The following is an 18,948-nucleotide window of genomic DNA, read 5'->3' on the forward strand; positions in this document are numbered from 1 at the left end:
AGCAAATTCTCCGAACGGTAGCGATTAGCCGCGCGGGTTACCGTGTCGGCTGCAGGGCCTTGTTCGGTGACCGTGGACCCTGCGTTGCCAGATGTTTTGCCATCACTCGCGCGACGACTAGAGAGCCGACCGAGTTAAGGTGAGTGTCGTAGATTGAGTTATAAACAAGATGTCCCTTGTTTCTGGTTTCCTCAACCAGGTCCGGCGTCAAGTCAATGAATCTAATTCCATATTGATCACACAACTCGGAGATCAATTCAGGAAGGTCACTTGGCTGCCAGCTCCTGAACCTTTCGTCTGTTAGACGATTAAAGCGAAGCTGCCCATCAAGAATTCTCCGCTTGCTTGGCATGTACGCAATCCAGCCGATAGTTTGCCGTTCTATTCCAAAGCTGGCGTATCCGCTAAAAAAATAGTTGAGCTGTTGAATGTTCTCTGCGGATATTTCGGATTTAGCCGGCGGCGTGTACGTCAGTGTGACTGGTATATCGCCGTGTGGGGATTTGAAGTGAGCATTCGCAAGATCGATTGGTCCGGGCCAGGATCTAACCGAGTTTCTGAGTAGTTCATAAAACGCTTTCGCTAAGGAAGTTTGTCTTTTGAACTCACGATAGCTACGTTGACCACTCGCTTGCCGGCCGGTTAGCGCTGCATATTCTCTAGCAAGCCCACCTAAATCATTACCTTCAAAAAAAACGATAACAGTATGCTTTGTACTTGAGGAGATACCATAATCTCGGAGGTAGCTCAACTGAGTGAGAGGGCCGGTGTAGCTTGTGCCCAGGTTCAAAACTCTCTTATTGAGGATGTTGCCGAGTATCGTTGTGAACAATTCTTCGTATCGCAGATAACCCAATTCAACAAATGAGTCACCCGCTACAGCAATCTCCCAGTCCGAAAGGTCATCCGGGTTTCTGAATCCTAGTTTATTGTATTTGACGGTTATCACGGGCTCATTGTTGTAGGGATTAGGTTCGATGTTATTTTGAATCAGGACTGTATTTCGAACCTGACCGGTCCAGGTTTGTGGACCAGGGCGCCTGAAGAAGACCTCTCCAGTTGGTACGGTTGGCTTCCGGTAATAGGTAGGAGTCTTTCGCCAGGCGCGTTCCCGACTAGGAGCAAAGTCGAACTCGATGATTCTAAAGAATCCTTCACAGAGTGTAAGGATTGTGAATAGGCTCAGTATTGACAGGCAGATATCCGTTGAAGCACGAGAGACAAACCCTAAGTTAGGTACGAAGCCCAATGCAATGATCCCTGATCCAGCCGCCAGAACCAGCGTTTGCACTGGTTCCCAACCAGGAATTTGCCTCAGCATTATCAGGATGGCCGTAAGCGACACTATCCCGCCCGTAAACAGATGCAGGAGTATCCGAGTAGGTTTGCCGATAGTCATTCTGTGAACCGGTCCTGTTCACAAGCCCGTAGGCTGGGTTGCGGCCAGGGACGGCTAAACCCAGCACCCAGCATTGCGGACCGGAAAAGCCGGGGTTCGTTCCTCAACCCAGCCTACAGCACTTAGACAATTTGTTAATTGAGAACGCCCCTAAACCACAGAGAACGCAGAGAATTGGCCTGTGCCCTTCTCGGTGTTCTCTGTGTCCTCTGTGGTTCGAAAGGACTTTTACCACACCAACCGCTCCAATCCGATGCAGACCACCGCATGGGTGTGTAGTCTCAGTTTTTTACCATAGACCCGTTCCAGGGTCTCCCGATAGCGGGCCAGTTGCGCCCCGGCACGATTCAGCTGTTCCGTCACGGGCGGCAGTTCCCGCAATTCCTCGCGGGTCATACCCCGCACCGCCTCGCTGTTCCTTCCCAATGCCTTCCATGGGAGATACTTGAATTCCAGCAGGTGATCGAGGAGCTTGTATTTGCGCATGTCCGGGCGGAGGATGAGGCTCAAATCGCTGTAACCTCGGTCGATAGCCGTTTCCGAGTCCATAATGTAGAAGGTATCGTTGAAGAGCAGGGTAAGAAAGGCGGTCTTGACGGTGAGCTCATTGCTCCAGCGGAGATCCCGGTTGTCGAATACCTTGAAGAACCGCTGTTCGATGAAATCGCACAGGGGTTCCGGATCGGCGTAGGCGTAGAAGCGATCCGCCGCCGCCCGCCGCGTCTCTCGGTCCTCGTACTCGGGCACCAGGGCATCGTACAGGCGCTCGGCGTAGAGGCTGCGCACTACCAGATTTGGGATGGTCAGGCGCAATCTGCCTTGCTCATCGCGCCCGGCCAGGGTGAGCACCCCCAGGTAATAGAGCAGCGAGGCCAGGAAGGTGTCGTCGCGGGGGGCATTTAACATATCCTCGACCCCGAAGCGGTCGGCCGGTCGGTCGATAAAGATACTCTGGTCCGGGTTGGCCTCATTGGCGGCCAGGGCTTGGGTGACCAGCCGCTCGCCGTGGGGCAATCCTGCGACGAACTGGATGCGGTTGCGGTCCATGGCCAGGTTGCTGTCCAGGATCCTGGCCGGGTACTCGCAATATTTCGCTAACTCTTCGAGGAAATAGATGGCCAGGGTCGGGTTGTAGATCAGGGAATCGTGCGTCGAGGAAGCCTTCTTCGACGAGAAGCGATAACCGTTATAAAAGGTGCGCATGGTCTCCATGGCCTCATCGGCCTGCTCCGGGGACAACCCGCATTCAGCGGCCACCCGGTCGAGGATGCCGCGCAGCTCGTCGGTGGTGAAGCCACACAGATCATTGTATTCCGGGTGATCGGAAATGGTCTTTATGGTGTTATAACCGCTGCTGATGTCGCTCATCACCACCGGCGAGACGCCGGTCATGAACACCCGATCCAGCCCCTGGCCGCGGGCGACGCTCTTGATGGCCTTGAACAGACTCTTCAGTACCCCTTCCCCGGAAACCAGGTCCCGATACCGATCGGCCCCCCGCAACCGGCTCACCAATACCTCATTGGCGAAACTGTCATATTCGTCGATAAAGAGATAGAGCTTGTGTCCGGTCCGGTCTATCGCGCTCACCAGGGCCTGGAAGTTGGCGATGGCATCGTCGCTCAGGGAGAACCGTTCGAGCTCGGGGTAACGACCAAGAACCCGGCTGATGCAAACATTGATATGACGGTAGAGTGCACCCCGGATGTAATCGATATCCCCCTGGGTATCCACGGTGGAGAAATCCCAGACCATGACGATATAGCCGTTACGTCGGGGCGTGGGGTTTGGGCCGATCTTCAGTCCCCCGAAGATTCCGTCGAAGCGCTCGCTACGCGCCAGATCATAGTAGTTTTCCAGGGTCGATAACCACAGGCTCTTGCCGAAGCGACGGGGGCGAAGGAAAAGGATCTGCTTGCCGATTTCCTCTAAGAGCGGGATGCGGTCGGTCCGGTCGATATACAGGTAGCCTTCCTCTCGAATGGCCTGGAAATCGGCGATGCCATAGGGAAATTTCGTGTGCGTGGGATTCATGGTTGGGAGCCTTTCGAGACGCTAGGTAGTGGTAATTTTTCAAGTGGTTTAAAAATTTACCACTACCTTTAGGTATCGATGCGGAATCAGGCCCGCCGCCAGATGGTTCCATCTGCCCCATCCTCCAGCAAGATGCCGGCGGCCTGGAGCTCGTCGCGAATGCGATCGGCCGTGGTCCAATCCTTCGCCTGGCGGGCCGCGACGCGCCGGTCGATCAGCGCTTGGATCTGTCCATCGGTCAGACCTGCGTCGGAATTCTCCCCGCGCAAGTAGGCCTCCGGGTCGTCCTGGAGGATACCCAAAACCCCGCCTAAGGCCCTGAGTTCTGCGCCCAAGGCTGCGGCCGATTGCACGTCCTTGGTCCGCACCCGATTGATCTCCCGCGCCAGGTCGAACAGCACCGCCAGGGCCTCCGGGGTGTTGAAATCGTCGTCCATGGCGGCGTAGAAACGCGCGCGGAAGCCCCCGCCACCGGCGGGAGCTGCCTCCGGCAGGCCCCGCAGCGCCGTATAGAAGCGGGTGAGTGCAGCGCGGGCATGGTCCAAGTGCTCGTCGTCATAGTTGAGCGGGCTGCGGTAATGGCTGGTGAGGATAAAGTAACGCACCTCCTCGGGGCGGTAGCGGGACAGGATCTCGCGCACCGTAAAGAAGTTGCCCAAGGATTTGGACATCTTCTCCTCGTTCACCCGCACGAAGCCATTGTGCATCCAGCAATTGACAAAGGGCTCGCCGGTGGCGCCCTCGGACTGGGCGATCTCGTTCTCATGATGGGGAAACTGCAAGTCCGCGCCGCCGCCGTGGATATCGAAGTGGTTGCCGAGGCAGGCCGTGGACATGGCCGAGCATTCGATATGCCAGCCGGGCCGGCCCGCGCCCCAGGGGGAGTCCCAGGTCGGCTCCCCCGGCTTGGATGCCTTCCACAGGGCGAAATCCAGCGGATCACGCTTGGCCTCGCCCACCTCGACCCGGGCCCCCGCGCGCAGCTCCCGCGGGTCCTTGCCCGAGAGCCTGCCGTAGCCGTCAAAGCTGGCCACCGCATAGTAGACATCGCCGTTAGCGGCCACATAGGCATGGCCCTTGTCCACCAGGACCCGGATCATGGCCAGGATCTCCTCCATATGGGCGGTGGCCCTGGGCTCCTGGGTCGGCGGCAGGATGCCCAAGGCGTCCGCATCCTCATGCATAGCGGCAATAAAGCGCTCCGTGAGCGCGCCGCAGGACTCCCCCCGCTCGTTAGCCCGGTCGATGATCTTGTCGTCGATGTCGGTGATATTGCGAACGTACTCGACCTCGTACCCGCGCGCGCGCAGATAACGGTAGACCAGGTCGAACACCACCATGACCCGGGCGTGGCCCAGATGGCACAGGTCGTAGACGGTCATGCCGCATACATACATGCGTACCCGACCGGGGTCGATAGGTACGAACTCCGCTTTCTTTCCGGTCCGGCTGTTGTAGATCTGAAGCATCTTGGGAAGCACGAAAAGTCCTTGAATCCAGCGGATGGTAACAAAGCTCTGGTCTGTCGCAAAACGGGGCAGGGTGGACGCGTATCCTCACGGATCGATGCGCGCTGATTTGCGCGATCCGTAGTTTGTAGTTTTTTCTCGGGCCTGCCGAGGGTGTCGCAAAAGTCCTTTCGAACCACAGAGGACACAGAGAAAGGCACCGGCCAATTCTCTGCGCTCTCTGTGCCCTCTGTGGTTTAAACTTTCTCTGGTTCCCACGTGCCGCATGGGAACCTGATCGCTCCGCGCCGCGGAAGCTTGTGACGGGATGCGTTTTGGCGGGATGCGCTGCGCTGGGAACGCCGGCATCCTGCCGGCCAGAATTTGCCGGCAAGATGCTGCTCCGACCCGCCTTCTCCGCGGCGCGGAGCTTCCACGCCCCCACGCAGCGCGTGGGGACGAGAAGCCTTTTCCCGATACCTGCTGGAATCCACAGTACTCGAAGTAACCGCAGGGTTGGCCCTGGAGCACCCGCCCGCCGCTTTGGATGCGGTGCCACGCCCGTTCCGGACAAAGGCATTGCGGCTAGGGGAAAGCGCCGTCGCCGCGGCGCGTGTGGGATCCGATGCTCAGGTTCCCAGTAAAGGCCGCTGGTATCCCCCAGCGCTGGGGTTCGATTCGGCCGCGCCGCTTTGCCGGCGCACTCCAAAGTCGATTTACGCGCTGCGTGGTTTTTCCTGCGGCCCGCCGGATCGGGCTTGCATATTCGATCTTTCCGGGGAACCATAGCCGCCGTATGGGGGTTTTGCAGCAATGCCATTAAGTTAAGCCTTGTGGTTGGCAAACAAGAGGAAAAACGACGAATCACGCGAATCCGCGCGAAATTGTCATCCCGAACCGAAGGGATTGTCATCCCGAACCGAAGGGATTGTCATCCCGAACCGAAGAGATTGTCATCCCGAACCGAAGGGATTGTCATCCCGAACCGAAGGGATTGTCATCCCGAACCGAAGGGAGGGATCTTGTTCGCGCACTTCATCGTTTTCTCTTACCAAATCGGTTGGCGGGCGCGGGCAGGTTCAGACATCGTTTGGATGTCTCGACGTCGGGTACAGGTCTAATCCGACCGACTACAACCAGCGGCCAGCAGCTAACTTAATGGCATTGGATTTTGCGGCACAGGGTATAAACCAAGTGGAGGAGGTCACCATGTCCTACGCCGAGGTCTATTCACGCTCGCTCGCCGATCCGGAGGGTTTCTGGGGCCAGGCGGCGCGGTCGATCCACTGGGAGAAGCCCTGGGATCGCGTGCTCGATGACACCACTCCGCCCTTCTATCGCTGGTTCGTCGGCGGCGAGCTCAACACCTGCTACAACGCCTTGGACCGCCACCTGGAGGCGGGCCGCGGCGAGCAGGCGGCCCTGATCTACGACAGCCCGGTCACCGGCACCCAGCGCACCTACAGCTACCAGGCGCTGCGGGACCAGGTCGCCCGCTTCGCCGGGGTCCTGGCCGGGCTGGGGGTGACCAAGGGGGATCGGGTCATCATCTACATGCCCATGGTGCCCGAGGCGCCCATCGCCATGCTCGCCTGCGCGCGCCTGGGGGCGGTCCACTCCGTAGTCTTCGGCGGCTTCTCGTCCGGGGAGCTCGCCACCCGCATCGAGGATGCCAAACCCAAGGTCATCGTCGCCGGCTCCTGCGGTATCGAGCCCGGCCGGGTAGTGCCCTACAAGCCCTTGGTGGATCAAGCCATCGCCCTGTCCAGCCACCGGCCGGAGCATTGCGTCCTGCTGCAGCGCGAACAGGCACCCGGCACCCTGGTCGCGGGTCGGGATCTGGACTGGGCCCAGGCCATGGCCGGCGCCCAACCCCACCCCTGCGTGCCGGTGGCGGCCACCGATCCCCTCTATATCCTCTATACCTCCGGGACCACCGGCACCCCCAAGGGTGTGGTGCACGACAACGGCGGGCACGCAGTGGCGATGCACTGGAGCATGCGGCACATCTACGGCATGACGCCGGGAGAGGTCTTCTGGGCCGCCTCGGACGTGGGCTGGGTCGTGGGCCACTCCTACATCGTCTATGCGCCCCTGCTCTACGGGTGCACCACCCTGGTCTACGAGGGCAAGCCGGTGGGGACCCCGGATGCCGGCGCCTTCTGGCGCGTGATCAGCGAGCACCGGGTCGCGACCATGTTCACCGCCCCGACGGCGCTGCGGGCCATCAAGCGGGTGGACTCGGGCGGGGAGTTCCTCGGGAAATACGACCTGAGCGGCTACCGGGCCCTGTTCCTGGCCGGCGAACGCTGCGACCCGGATACCCTCACCTGGGCCGAGCGGCTCCTCGCCGTCCCGGTGATCGACCACTGGTGGCAGACCGAGACCGCCTGGGCCATCGCCGCCAACTTCCTCGGCATCGAGCAGCTGCCGGTCAAGCCCGGGTCGCCTACCAAGGCCGTCCCCGGCTATGACGTGAGGATCCTGGACGAGGAGGGGACAGAACAGGGACCGGGCCGGTTCGGCCGCATCATGATCAAGCTGCCCCTGCCCCCCGGTTGTCTGACCACCCTGTGGCAGAACGACGACCGCTACCGCGACGCCTATCTGAGCGTCCAGCCCGGCTACTACCTGACCGGCGACGCGGGCCTGAAAGACGAAGACGGCTATCTGTTCATCATGAGCCGCACCGACGACATCATCAACGTGGCCGGACACCGACTCTCCACCGGCGCCATCGAAGAGGTCCTGGCCTCCCATGCGGACGTGGCCGAGTGTGCCGTCATCGGTGCGGCGGACGCCCTCAAAGGCGAGCTGCCGGTAGGTATGGTAGTCCTCAAGGAAGGCGTGCACAGAGAGCTCGCGGAGATCCTCGCCGAGCTGGTCGGCTTGGTGCGCGCCAAGATCGGCCCGGTGGCCGCCTTTAAGCAGGTGACGGTAGTGGCACGCCTGCCCAAGACCCGCTCCGGCAAGGTCCTGCGCGGCACCATGAAACGCATCGCCGACGGCCAGGACTACAAGCTGCCGGCGACCATCGACGACCCCGAGATCCTGAACGAGATCGAGACGGCCCTACGGGGCATCGGCTACGCCAGACACGCGTGAAACCCAAAATCCGGGTCCTGTTTGGCTCGTTCCCACGCTCCAGCGTGGGAATGCCGTTGTGGCCGCTCCAGCGGCCAAGCCCGCGTAGGGCGGATAAGCTTGCGCCATCCGCCGGATGCCTCACCCCTTGTAGTCGTCCCGACAGAGAGAACCACGGATGGACACCGATGGACACGGATATGGAGCCATCCGAGACGCGGATATGGCCGATCCGTGTCGATCCGTGTGTATCCGTGGTTCAGTTAGGGTAGGGTCCGCTGTGCGGACCGCTTGAGCTATTGCAAGAACGGAATGGTGGGCATATGCCTGATTCTCTCCGCGGCGCGGAGCTTCCGCGTTCCCACGCGGCGCGTGGGAACGAGAGATCGTCCCGACAAAGAGAACCACGGATGGACACCGACTCTCAGAGTACCGCCAAGACCCCATTACTCGGCTCGCCCTCTCCCGCCTTGTTGATGGCTACGACCCGGAAGACGAATTGCTTGCCCCTGGGTTGATCGGAAAGGGTCGCCTCCGTTGCGAGTGCCGTGCCCACATCGATCCAGTCCTCCGAGCCCTCCTCCCGGCGCTGAACCTTGTAAGCCGCCACCTTGCCGCCATCCTCCGGCTTCTTCCAGTTCAGGAAGATCCAGCCTTCTCCCCGGCGCGGGGTCTCCAAGGAACGGGTCTGGCCCGGCGGCTCCAATGAGGTGCCACTCCGGCGTCCGCCCCAGCCCAGGAATTTCAGGCTCGCATCATCGAACTGGGTCACATTTTCGGCGTATCTCAGGATCCGCTTCATGGCATCCGTCAACGCCTCCAGGGTCTCGTGCTTGACATTGACGGCATGACTGACCGCTGCCTGTTGCTCGGTGACGGCATCCGCGGCCCGGGTATAAACCTTGAGTGCCTTGCCGAGCTCCTCTTCGGTTACCGGTGGACTCGGATACAGGTCCGGGTGGCCTTGCAGCCCGGTCCTGATCTCATGGGCCAGGGATTGGATCTCGGCTTCGGCCTTGGGAAAGGTTGCCATGATCGTTATTCCTCCATAGGTTCCGTTCTCGGGCATCCCGGCGGATCCGGAGAACGCGAAAGATAAAAATAAAGATAATCCCGCCGCCGCGGCGGGCCACTCGAGGTGTGCGGGGGATTCTCCCGATTTTCGACCAGCCTTGGCAAGCCCGCGGCGGGCCTTTCCATACGCTCAATACGCCTTCCCCGACCTGCGATAGGTTTTATCGGAGCCCCGGCGGGTATTGTCGGAACCCCGGCAGGCCTGCACGGATTCCCTGAACTCCTTTTCCATCGCTCGATGGGCCTGCTCCGAGCCGTAGAGATTTACCTGCGATCTCGGCGGGCTTGTTCCGGGCCGCGGAAATTTACCTGGGCTTCGAGCGGGCTTTACTTGAGTCCTGGTGGGTATTGTCGGAACCCCTGCAGGCCTGCACGGATACCCTGAACTCCCTTTCCGGTGCTCGGCAGGCTTACTCCGAAGCGTAGAAATTTATTCTCGCGCTCGACGGGCTTGCTCCGGGCCGCTGAAATTTACCTGGGCTGCGAGCGGGCTTTACTTGAGTCCCGGCGGGTATTGTCGGAACCCCTGCAGGCCTGCACGGATCCCCTGAACTCCCTTTCCGGTGCTCGGCGGGCTTACTCTGAAGCGTAGAAATTTATTCTCGCGCTCGGCGGGCTTGCTCCGGGCCGCGAAAATTTACTTGGGCTACGAGCGGGCTTTACTTGAGTCCCGGCGGGTGTTGTCGGAACCCCTGCAGGCCTGCACGGATTCCCTGAACTCCTTTTCCGGCGCTCGATGGGCTTGCTCCGAGTCGCGGGAGGTCTCCCGAGCCCGTAGACGGGTCAGGCGCGCGCGCCGGATACCGCGATTGCGGCGGCGGTGAGGGTAAAGGTTTATCCACGGATTACGCAGATTTCCACGATTAGAAAAAGATAATCTGCGAAAATCTGCGTAATCTGTGGATAAAGATAAAAACGATCGTCGGTGGGCACAGCCCACCCTACCGCATGCTCGTTCCCACGCTGGAGGGGGTATCGCAAAAGCGGTGGCATCGGTTGCCAATTTGTGAAGTTTAAACCACAGAGGACACAGAGAACGCAGAGCATCGGCCGCTTCCTTTCTCCGTATTCTCTGTGGTTCGAAATGACTCTTGCGACACCCTTCGGAGCGTGGGAGCCCGTAGCAGTGTAGGTCGGGTTAGGCGCGTGCTTCGGTGGATTCGGTTGGGCAACAGGATTCGGGCGCGCCGTAACCCGACACACGATGCCGCAGTCCGGCCTTGAATGTCGGGTTACGGCGCGTTCAACCTCGGTTGCCCACTCTTGCATCGCAAGGTGCGCCTAACCCGACCTACAAGACTTTTGCGACACCCTCTGGAGCGTGGGAGCCAGAGAAGATGAGTAGTAACGAAGATTACTGGTCATTCCAAGAGGGGGAGCTCGCGGTCCTGCGCACCGCGGCGGACGAAGCCGCGCGCCATGTGCGCACACTCTATTTTATCTTTCTTCTGTTCGCCCTCTATGTAGCGATCACCATCTTCTTGACCACTGACGAACAGCTCCTCCTGGAGAGGTCCCACGTCCAGTTGCCGGTGTTCGATGTGGAGCTGCCCCTGACTGGATTTTACGTTGTTGTCCCTGTGCTGGTGTTGATCTTCCATGCCCATCTGCTCAGCCAGTTCTTCCTGCTGTCACGCAAGCTGTTCAATCTCGACCGTGCATTGAGAAGATCCCTCCCGCCGGAGTTGGAAGCTACCCACCGGGAGCTGCCTTTCCCCCTGATCTTCAGCTATGTGATCGTCGGCAGGCACCATCCAGTGCTGATCCGCTGGGCATTCAAGACGGCGGTTATCTTCACCATTCTACTGATCCCCATCGTCCTGTTGATGATCACCCAATATCGGTTCCTGTCCTATCACAGCGAGCAGATCACATTCGGTCACCAACTGGCAGTCACCTCCGACCTGTTGCTATTGTGGTTCTTTTGGCCCCGCCTATTCTCCCGCTCCGGGCGCTGGTGGCCCTGGTCCCGATCCTGGCGCATGTGGGCCTTTTGGCCGCGTGTCTCCTTCCGCTCCGGATACTGGCGGGTACGATGGTCCCGCCCCAGGCGCAGCCGCATGAGCATGTGGGGCGCCCTGGTGCTCACGGGCTTGCTGCTCTTCGCTATCTGGACCCTGTTGGATCTGCGGAGTGCGGATTTCCGGAAGATGGATCTACAGGGTAGAGATCTCCGGAGGGCACAGTTACAGGGCGCGGATCTCTGGAAGGCGCAGCTGCAGGGTGCGGATCTCCGGAAGGCGCAGCTGCAGGGTGCGAAGCTCTGGGGAGCACAGCTCCAGGGCGCGAAGCTCAGGGGAGCGCAGCTCCAGGACGCGAAGCTCGGGGGGGCGCAACTGCAGGGCACGAACCTTAAGGAGGTGGAGCTGCGGAGCACGACGCTCTGGTGGGTGCGGTTGCAGGGCGCGGATCTTTCCGATGCGCAGCTGCAGGGCGCGAACCTTTTCGGGGCGCGGCTGCAGGGTACGGATCTTTCCAAGGCGAATCTGCAAGGCGCGAACCTTTTCGGGGCGCGGCTGCAGGGTACGGATCTTTCCAAGGCGAATCTGCAAGGCGCGGATCTCCGACGGGCGAATCTGCAGGGCGCGAATCTTTCCAAGGCGCAGCTCCAGGGCGCGGATCTCCGAGAGGCGGTGGTCTACGGAACCAGGTTCCAGGATGCGAAACTCTCGCTCGCCGATCTGCGGGGCCTATATCTGCCGGATGATGGATTGGAGCAAGTATTTTCAGAAGCCGAGGCGCTGGAAAAGATGCTGGAGCAGGAAGGAGCACACTGGTCTCAGGAGGGACGTGAACGTATCGCGGAAGCCATCGAACGCTTCCGATCTATCACCTCCGACTCGAGCTCAGAGCCGATGGAGATCTTACCGACCCAGGGATCTAAAATCATGCACGATCAACAGGGTCTGTTCGCGGATTGGCCGGCGCCGCCGGATGTGGCCGAATTCGAGCAGGCGCGCGCGGACTATCGCGCCGAGCTTCGCGCCGAGCTCGCCTGCACCGACCGCTACATCGCCAAAAGCATGCGGCGGCAGGCCGAGTTCGAGTCCGAGTCCGAGATTGAGGATAGTCCGGCGTTGGCAGAGGCACTCCGGGCCAAGGCCGAGTCCGGGAAGTGTCCCGTGCTGGCCGAAGTGCTCAAAGAAGACCAATGACCGTTTTTCTCGTTCCCACGCGCCGCGTGGGAACGCGGAAGCTCCGCGCCGCGGAGTGTGTCGGAAGTTTGGCTGGTCGCACCTGTCCGGCGATCGGCACCAAGCCCGCCGCCGCTTTGGATTAGGGCCGTCCAAGAACCAAAGCGCCGTCGCCGCGCCTTTTGCCGAACCATAAGGCACAAAGCACCCGTAGGATGGGCAAAGCGGAGCGTCCGAGATCAAATGTCGGGTTACGGCGCGTTGGAAGGTGTTTGCATCCCTCACCAGCGCAAAGACGCGCCTAACCCGACCGACAAGACCGTCCCCTATCAATCGATGCGGTTCGCGCCTTCTCATAGTGCCATCCTGCGAGACCTACCGCGCTCACCGCATCCTACGTCCATCCTACAGACCTTAAGACAATAGCCGGCACAGGCAAGCGTTCCTGAGACGGTCGGCAGGTGTTCACCGCAAAAAATAACGCAAGGACATCAAGACGCAAAGAAGAACCCAAGCGATCTTTGCGCCATTGCGTTATCGGTTTTCCCATACTCAATCCGCAGATTTCGCAGATTGGCTCGTTTTCAATCTGTGAAAATCTGCGTAATCTGCGGATAAAAGACAAGACAGCTAAGGCCAGTAGTTGACACCACCGCCCCCTATCCCTATACTCCTCCAGCTTAATCGAGCCGGCAGTCCGTGCCGGCTCCTTTTATTTTCTGCCGGGTGTCCAGCGCCCGGGCCCTTCTGAAGGTCAACCGCGAGAGGTCTGATGTCGCCGCCCTAGTCCGGTGCGGCGGCAAAGGTGGTTTTACCTCTCGGTTTTCCCTGTGGCAGGCGTCTGTAAGCGCCGGTGGAGATGGTTACGCATGACGACGATCAACCAGCTGGTGCGCAAGCCGCGCAAGCGCAAGGTTGCCAAGACCAATGTGCCCGCCTTGGAGGCCTGCCCCCAAAAGCGCGGGGTGTGTACGCGCGTCTATACCACCACGCCGAAGAAACCGAACTCGGCCCTGCGCAAGGTGGCCCGTGTGCGCTTGACCAATGGTTATGAGGTTACCTCTTATATCGGGGGCGAAGGACATAATCTGCAGGAGCACTCGGTGGTACTGATCCGCGGTGGGCGGGTGAAGGACCTGCCGGGCGTGCGTTACCACACGGTCCGGGGAACCCTGGATACGACCGGGGTGGAGAACCGTCGTCAGGGTCGCTCCAAATACGGCGCCAAGCGCCCGAAGAGCTGAATTCGGGCTCAGCGAGGATAAGGGTGCCTTGAGAACGGTGCTCTCAAAGCTACCGCTAACATCGAGCCGGCAGGATTCCCACGGAAAAGTTAGCCGCAAATAAACGCAAATGGCCGCAAATAAAAATAATCTAAATGGATCAAGAAGCGTCGATGATGGCGAGCCGATCGCGACTGATTGGCGTTTATTTGCGTTCATTTGCGGCAAAAAAAGAATTCCCAGTTGAGGTCGAGTGGTCGGAGCCTTCAGTCATGCCGAGAAGACGCATCGTTGCCCGCCGTCAGGTCCTGCCGGATCCCAAGTTCGGGAGCGAGCTGCTTGCCAAGTTCATCAATATGCTTATGGAAGACGGCAAGAAGTCGGTTGCCGAGCGCATCATCTATGGCGCCCTCGATCAGGTGGCCAAGAAGAAGGACGCGGAGCCCCTGGACCTGTTGGACCAGGCGATGGAGCACGTGCGCCCGGTGGTGGAGGTCAAGTCACGCCGGGTCGGCGGTGCCACCTATCAGGTGCCCGTCGAGGTGCGGCCGACCCGCCGTAACTCCCTGGCGATGCGCTGGCTCATCGATGCCGCCCGCAAGCGCTCGGAGAAATCCATGGCCCTGCGCCTGGCCGGGGAGCTGATGGACGCGGCGGACTCCCGGGGTACCGCATTCAAGAAGAAGGAAGACACCCATCGCATGGCGGAGGCCAATAAGGCCTTCTCTCATTATCGTTGGTGAGCTTGCCGTCGGATTCAGTAAAGTTCGTTGTGGGTAGATAGACTCGTGGCACGCAATACACCAATCGATCGCTGTCGCAATCTCGGCATCATGGCGCACATCGATGCGGGGAAGACCACGACTACCGAGCGGATCCTGTTCTATACCGGTATCTCCTACAAGCTCGGAGAGGTGCACGATGGCGCCGCGACCATGGACTGGATGGCGCAGGAGCAGGAGCGCGGCATCACCATTACGTCCGCGGCGACCACCTGCTTCTGGAAAGGCATGGATATGCAGTATCCGGAGCACCGCATCAATATCATCGATACCCCCGGGCACGTGGACTTCACCATCGAGGTCGAGCGTTCTCTCCGGGTCCTCGACGGTGCCTGTGCCGTCTTCTGCGCCGTCGGCGGGGTAGAGCCCCAGTCCGAGACCGTGTGGCGCCAGGCCGACCGGTACGGCGTGCCGCGGTTGGCGTTCGTGAACAAGATGGACCGTATGGGCGCCGACTTTCTGCGCGTCGTCAAACAGGTGCAGGAACGCCTGGGCGGCAATGCGGTGCCCATTCAGCTCCCGATCGGTGCGGAGGAGGACTTCAAGGGCGTCGTCGATCTGGTCGGCATGCAGGCCATTGTCTGGGACGAGGAGTCGCGGGGGATGAACTACGCGCTCCGGGAGATCCCCGAGGAGCTGGTCGCGCAGTGCCAGGAGTGGCGCGAGGTCATGATCGAAGCGGCCGCCGAGGCCAACGAAGCGGTGATGGAGAAGTACCTGGAGGGTGAGGAGCTTAGCGCGCAAGAGATCAAAGCGGGCCTGCGCGCGCGGACGCTGAACAACGAGATCGTCCCGATCCTGTGTGGCTCCGCGTTCAAAAACAAGGGCGTGCAGGCGATGTTGGACGCGGTGATCGACTATATGCCCTCACCCATCGATGTACCCGCGATCAAGGGGATCACCGGTGGTGCCGCCGAGCGGGAAGAGGAACGCCCGTCGACCGATGAGGCACCCTTCGCCGCCTTGGCGTTCAAGATCGCCACGGATCCCTTCGTAGGCACTTTGACCTTCTTTCGGGTCTATTCCGGTGTGCTCAGGTCCGGCGACACTGTTTTCAACCCGGTCAAGGGCAAGCGTGAGCGCTTCGGTCGCATCCTGCAGATGCACGCCAACGCGCGGGAGGAGATCAAGGAGGTCCGCGCCGGTGACATCGCCGCCGCCGTCGGTTTGAAGGACGTGACCACCGGCGACACCCTGTGTGCCCAGAACGCCCTCATTACCCTGGAACGCATGGAGTTTCCCGAACCGGTCATCTCGGTGGCGGTGGAGCCCAAGACCAAGGGCGACCAAGAGAAAATGGGCGTCGCCCTATTCAAACTCGCCCAGGAAGACCCCTCCTTCCGGGTGCGTACCGACGAGGAGTCGGGCCAGACCATCATCTCGGGTATGGGCGAGCTGCACCTGGAGATCATCGTCGACCGCATGCAGCGTGAGTTCAATGTGGAGGCCAATGTAGGCACGCCCCAGGTCAGCTATCGCGAGACCATCCGCGCCCAGGTCGAGCAGGAGGGCAGATTTGTCCGCCAGTCCGGCGGTCGCGGACAGTACGGGCACGTGTATCTGCGCATTGAGCCCCAGGAGCCGGGCGCGGGCTTCGAGTTTGTCAATGAGATCGTCGGCGGCGTGGTCCCCAAGGAGTACATCCCCGCGGTGGGCAAGGGCGTCGAGGAGGCCCTGGCGAGCGGGATCCTGGCGGGCTTTCCGGTGGTGGATGTGAAGGTTACCCTTTACGACGGTTCCTACCACGAGGTGGATTCGAGCGAGATGGCCTTCAAGATCGCGGGTTCCATGGGCTTCAAGGAGGGGGCCGCAAAGGCCAAGCCGGTCCTGCTGGAGCCGATCATGAAGGTGGAGGTCGTCACGCCGGAGGATTACATGGGCGACGTCATGGGCGATCTCAACAGCCGGCGCGGTATGGTGCAGGGTATGGATGATGCGCCCTCGGGAAAGATTATTCGCGCCGGGGTACCTTTGGCGGAAATGTTCGGTTATGCCACGGACCTGCGCTCCGCCACCCAGGGACGGGCCACCTACAGCATGGAGTTCGCTAAATATAATGAAGTCCCGGCCAGTATCGCCGAGGCCATCTCCAAAAAATAGTAATCAGCGAGACAGGGGAAGAGCGGGATGTCCAAAGAGAAATTCGAACGCACCAAGCCACACGTCAACGTCGGGACGATCGGGCACGTAGACCATGGCAAGACCACGCTGACGGCGGCGATCACCAAGGTGATGGCCGCCAAGCACGGCGGCGAGGTCAAGGCCTTCGACCAGATCGACAACGCCCCGGAAGAGCGCGAGCGCGGCATCACCATCGCCACCGCCCACGTGGAATACGAGAGCGACGCCCGTCACTATGCCCATGTGGACTGTCCGGGCCACGCCGACTACGTGAAGAACATGATCACCGGCGCGGCCCAGATGGACGGGGCGGTGCTGGTCGTCTCCGCCGCCGACGGCCCCATGCCCCAGACCCGCGAGCACATCCTGCTGGCGCGCCAGGTCGGAGTGCCCTACATCGTCGTCTACCTGAACAAGGCCGACATGGTAGACGACGAAGAGCTCTTGGAACTGGTCGAGATGGAAGTCCGCGAGCTCTTGGACAGCTACGAATTTCCCGGTGACGACACCCCCATCATCACCGGCTCGGCGCTGAAAGCGCTGGAAGGCGAGGCCAGCGCGCAAGGCACCCAATCCATCGAGCAGCTCATCGCCGCCATGGACAGCTACATCCCGGAGCCCGAGCGCGACATCGACCAGCCCTACCTGATGCCCATCGAAGACGTCTTCTCCATCTCCGGTCGGGGCACGGTCGTGACCGGCCGGGTCGAGCGCGGCGTGATCAAGGTTGGCGAAGAAGTCGAAATCGTCGGCATCAAAGAGACCACCAAGACCACCTGCACCGGGGTTGAGATGTTCCGCAAGCTGCTGGATCAAGGGCAGGCCGGCGACAACGTCGGCGTCTTACTGCGGGGCACCAAGCGCGACGAAGTCGAGCGCGGGCAGGTATTGGCCAAGCCCGGGACCATCACCCCCCACACCCACTTCGAGGGCGAGGTGTACGTGCTGAGCAAGGACGAAGGCGGTCGTCACACCCCCTTCTTCAACGGCTATCGTCCCCAGTTCTACTTTCGGACCACCGACGTGACCGGCGCGTGCGAGCTGCCGGAAGGCATCGAGATGGTGATGCCGGGTGACAATGTGAAGATGACGGTCAAGCTGATTGCGCCGATCGCCATGGAAGAGGGGCTGCGGTTTGCGGTGCGCGAGGGTGGGCGCACGGTCGGGGCCGGTGTGGTCGCCAAGGTCATCGAGTGAGGAACGAACCGCATCGAAGAACCACGGATGAACACGGATAGACACGGATTGGTTCAGGTACCTGAAAATCACTGGCCAGAAACACGGATTATATTATGAATTCATCCGTGTCTATCGGTGTTAATCAGTGGTTCTATGCCGGATTCGAGAAGGTCTGGCAGGAGCGCGAAAGTCCCGCTTCTGCCGAGTGAAAAAAGTGAAATAGATGGCAAACCAGAGAATTCGGATCCGCCTCAAGGCATTCGACCACCGACTGATCGACCAGTCAGCGCGGGAGATCGTCGATACGGCGAAGCGAACCGGGGCCCAGATTCGAGGCCCGGTACCCTTGCCGTCCAAAAAGGAGCGCTTCACCCTACTGATCTCGCCCCACGTCAACAAGGATGCCCGGGACCAATATGAGCTGCGTACCCATAAGCGGCTGATGGACATCATCGATCCCACCGACAAGACGGTAGATGCGCTGATGAAGCTGGATTTGGCCGCCGGTGTGGATGTGCAGATCAAACTAAGCTAAGGGGTAGCGGTTTAAAAATTGGTAGTGCTCAATATGTAGTGATCCTGTTCCGGATGCTCATTGCAAAGTTCCAATCGGACAGGATTAACAAGATTTTCAGGATTAACAGGATTCTTTTTAAAACGAAGAAAAATCCTGTCAATCCTGGAAATCCTGGAAATCCTGTACCATTGGATAACGGCACAGAGCTTGAAGCATTGCTGGTAGCGTTCAACCGGTTAGGCACTACCTAAAAATTTACCACTACCAGCTGAGGAAACGACCATGGCGATTGGGGTGATCGGACGCAAAGCAGGCATGACCCGGATCTTCACTGAGGAGGGGGCCACCCTCCCCGTGACGGTTATCGCGGTGCCGCCGAACCGCGTCTCCCAGGTCAAGACCCAGGACAACGACGGGTACCGAGCGGTACAGGTGACCGTTGGTTCGCGCAAGGCATCGCGCGTCAACAAGCCAGCGGCGGGTCATTTTCGCAAGGCCAAGGTAATGGCCGGCGATATGCTGGGGGAGCTCCGTCTCGACGAACACGAGGGCGAGGAGCTCACTGCCGGTCAGGAGATCAAGGTCGATATGTTCGAGATCGGGCAGAAGGTCGATGTGCGTGGCGTGTCCAAAGGTCGAGGGTTCGCAGGCGGTATCCGCCGCCACAACTTCCGGAGCCAGGACGATAGCCACGGCAACTCCATCTCCCATCGGGCCCCGGGCTCGATCGGTCAATGTCAGACGCCCGGACGGGTGTTCAAGGGCAAGCGCATGGCCGGTCAGATGGGCAACGTCAACCGCTGCCAGCAGAACCTCGAGGTCGTGCGGGTCGATACCGACCGCAACCTGCTCCTGGTAAAGGGTGGGGTCCCAGGCCCGGTCGGGGGACGGTTGATCGTGGTGCCGTCCGTCAAGCAAGCGCCGTCCATCAAGCAAAAGAACAAGAGTTGATC

The 18,948-nt window shown here is 60.3% G+C and carries 12 protein-coding genes; 8 read left to right on the forward strand and 4 right to left on the reverse strand.

Annotated features, from left to right (window positions below; translation table 11 throughout):
* Positions 1–37: 37 nt before the first annotated feature.
* The 3 genes from E1958_RS10310 to cysS form a co-directional block, all read right to left on the reverse strand.
* Positions 38–1,399 (reverse strand): alginate O-acetyltransferase AlgX-related protein, encoded by a 1,362-nt coding sequence (locus E1958_RS10310; RefSeq protein WP_133511809.1) that lies wholly within the window; start codon positions 1,397–1,399, stop codon positions 38–40.
* A gap of 228 nt (positions 1,400–1,627) precedes the next feature.
* Entirely contained in the window at positions 1,628–3,433 is a 1,806-nt protein-coding gene (locus E1958_RS10315) for an AAA family ATPase (RefSeq protein ID WP_133511810.1), read from the reverse strand.
* An 86-nt stretch (positions 3,434–3,519) separates the two neighbouring features.
* Entirely contained in the window at positions 3,520–4,902 is a 1,383-nt protein-coding gene (gene cysS, locus E1958_RS10320; RefSeq protein WP_133511811.1) for a cysteine--tRNA ligase, read from the reverse strand.
* Positions 4,903–6,090: 1,188 nt separating this feature from the next.
* Here cysS and E1958_RS10325 point away from each other — a divergent pair.
* Positions 6,091–7,986, forward strand: a complete 1,896-nt coding sequence (locus tag E1958_RS10325; protein WP_133511868.1) for a propionyl-CoA synthetase — start codon at positions 6,091–6,093, stop codon at positions 7,984–7,986.
* A 403-nt stretch (positions 7,987–8,389) separates the two neighbouring features.
* Here the strand turns inward: E1958_RS10325 and E1958_RS10330 are convergent, their stop codons facing one another.
* The gene (locus E1958_RS10330; RefSeq protein WP_165742006.1) at positions 8,390–8,998 is read right to left on the reverse strand and encodes a fibronectin type III domain-containing protein; all 609 of its coding nucleotides are present in this window, start codon (positions 8,996–8,998) and stop codon (positions 8,390–8,392) included.
* 1,378 nt (positions 8,999–10,376) lie between these two features.
* Here E1958_RS10330 and E1958_RS10335 point away from each other — a divergent pair.
* The 7 genes from E1958_RS10335 to rplC all read left to right on the forward strand — a co-directional run bounded on the left by E1958_RS10335 (position 10,377) and on the right by rplC (position 18,946).
* The gene (locus E1958_RS10335; RefSeq protein WP_133511813.1) at positions 10,377–12,194 is read left to right on the forward strand and encodes a pentapeptide repeat-containing protein; all 1,818 of its coding nucleotides are present in this window, start codon (positions 10,377–10,379) and stop codon (positions 12,192–12,194) included.
* Between the two features lie 848 nt (positions 12,195–13,042).
* Complete coding sequence (rpsL, locus tag E1958_RS10340; protein ID WP_089726772.1) at positions 13,043–13,417, forward strand: 30S ribosomal protein S12; 375 nt, start codon at positions 13,043–13,045, stop codon at positions 13,415–13,417.
* Positions 13,418–13,668: 251 nt separating this feature from the next.
* On the forward strand, positions 13,669–14,139 hold the full coding sequence (rpsG, locus tag E1958_RS10345) for a 30S ribosomal protein S7 (RefSeq protein ID WP_089726770.1): 471 nt from the start codon (positions 13,669–13,671) through the stop codon (positions 14,137–14,139).
* Between the two features lie 45 nt (positions 14,140–14,184).
* Positions 14,185–16,278, forward strand: coding sequence for an elongation factor G (fusA, locus tag E1958_RS10350; protein ID WP_133511814.1), 2,094 nt, complete (start codon positions 14,185–14,187; stop codon positions 16,276–16,278).
* 27 nt (positions 16,279–16,305) lie between these two features.
* Positions 16,306–17,496 carry an elongation factor Tu gene (gene tuf / locus E1958_RS10355; RefSeq protein ID WP_133511815.1) on the forward strand — a complete coding sequence of 397 codons (1,191 nt, stop codon included), beginning with the start codon at positions 16,306–16,308 and terminating at the stop codon, positions 17,494–17,496.
* A 205-nt stretch (positions 17,497–17,701) separates the two neighbouring features.
* Positions 17,702–18,013: a 30S ribosomal protein S10 gene (rpsJ, locus tag E1958_RS10360; RefSeq protein ID WP_089729640.1), complete on the forward strand. Its 312-nt coding sequence runs from the start codon at positions 17,702–17,704 to the stop codon at positions 18,011–18,013.
* 264 nt (positions 18,014–18,277) lie between these two features.
* Positions 18,278–18,946: a 50S ribosomal protein L3 gene (rplC, locus tag E1958_RS10365; RefSeq protein WP_133511816.1), complete on the forward strand. Its 669-nt coding sequence runs from the start codon at positions 18,278–18,280 to the stop codon at positions 18,944–18,946.
* Positions 18,947–18,948 lie beyond the last annotated feature (2 nt).

Source organism: Candidatus Thiosymbion oneisti, from assembly GCF_004359955.1.
Taxonomy (GTDB): Bacteria; Pseudomonadota; Gammaproteobacteria; order Chromatiales; family Chromatiaceae; genus Thiosymbion; species Thiosymbion oneisti.

Excerpts from the sequence above, each read along its gene's own strand:
- E1958_RS10325 (WP_133511868.1), top strand. The coding sequence starts at position 6,091 with ATGTCCTACGCCGAGGTCTATTCACGCTCGCTCGCCGATCCGGAGGGT.
- cysS (WP_133511811.1), bottom strand. The coding sequence starts at position 4,902 with ATGCTTCAGATCTACAACAGCCGGACCGGAAAGAAAGCGGAGTTCGTA.
- E1958_RS10335 (WP_133511813.1), top strand. The coding sequence starts at position 10,377 with ATGAGTAGTAACGAAGATTACTGGTCATTCCAAGAGGGGGAGCTCGCG.
- tuf (WP_133511815.1), top strand. The coding sequence starts at position 16,306 with ATGTCCAAAGAGAAATTCGAACGCACCAAGCCACACGTCAACGTCGGG.
- E1958_RS10315 (WP_133511810.1), bottom strand. The coding sequence starts at position 3,433 with ATGAATCCCACGCACACGAAATTTCCCTATGGCATCGCCGATTTCCAG.
- E1958_RS10330 (WP_165742006.1), bottom strand. The coding sequence starts at position 8,998 with ATGGCAACCTTTCCCAAGGCCGAAGCCGAGATCCAATCCCTGGCCCAT.
- rpsL (WP_089726772.1), top strand. The coding sequence starts at position 13,043 with ATGACGACGATCAACCAGCTGGTGCGCAAGCCGCGCAAGCGCAAGGTT.
- rpsG (WP_089726770.1), top strand. The coding sequence starts at position 13,669 with ATGCCGAGAAGACGCATCGTTGCCCGCCGTCAGGTCCTGCCGGATCCC.
- E1958_RS10310 (WP_133511809.1), bottom strand. The coding sequence starts at position 1,399 with ATGACTATCGGCAAACCTACTCGGATACTCCTGCATCTGTTTACGGGC.
- rpsJ (WP_089729640.1), top strand. The coding sequence starts at position 17,702 with ATGGCAAACCAGAGAATTCGGATCCGCCTCAAGGCATTCGACCACCGA.
- rplC (WP_133511816.1), top strand. The coding sequence starts at position 18,278 with ATGGCGATTGGGGTGATCGGACGCAAAGCAGGCATGACCCGGATCTTC.